This window comes from Bradyrhizobium sp. NBAIM08 (assembly GCF_020193935.1).
In the GTDB taxonomy this organism is placed as follows: domain Bacteria; phylum Pseudomonadota; class Alphaproteobacteria; order Rhizobiales; family Xanthobacteraceae; genus Bradyrhizobium; species Bradyrhizobium yuanmingense.
Window position 1 is genome coordinate 1 of the sequence record NZ_JADYVR010000877.1, and the last position, 409, is coordinate 409.

Genomic DNA, 409 nt, shown 5'->3' on the forward strand with positions numbered 1-409 from the left:
AGGCCGCCCCGCAGTGGGCACCGAAAATCAGACCCGTGGCGAGGGCGGTGAACTCCGCATCATCCAGTGGCAGGCCGCCACCATGGCCAATACCCATGAGGCGGTTGGCACAAAGGACTTCATCACAGGCGGCATGGTTCAGGAACCGCTGATGAACTACCTGCCAGACGGGTCGATCATTCCCAATCTGGTCAAGGAAGTTCCCGCTGTCGAGAACGGTTTCCTTGCCGAGGACCTCAGCACCGTCACCTTCAATCTGCTCGAGGGCGTACTCTGGAGCGATGGCGAGCCCCTGACTTCGCGGGATGTGCAGTTCACCTGGGAGTGGATCACCAACGTTGACAACAACTCCGTGAGCCAGACGACCTGGCTGGCGATCGAGTCCATCGAAACGCCGGATGAGTTGACC

Annotated in this window: 1 protein-coding gene; it reads left to right on the forward strand. The window is 60.1% G+C overall.

Annotated features, from left to right (window positions below):
* Positions 1 to 409: ABC transporter substrate-binding protein (locus tag I6F37_RS42500; protein ID WP_225154749.1), on the forward strand; the 409-nt coding region annotated here is incomplete at both ends.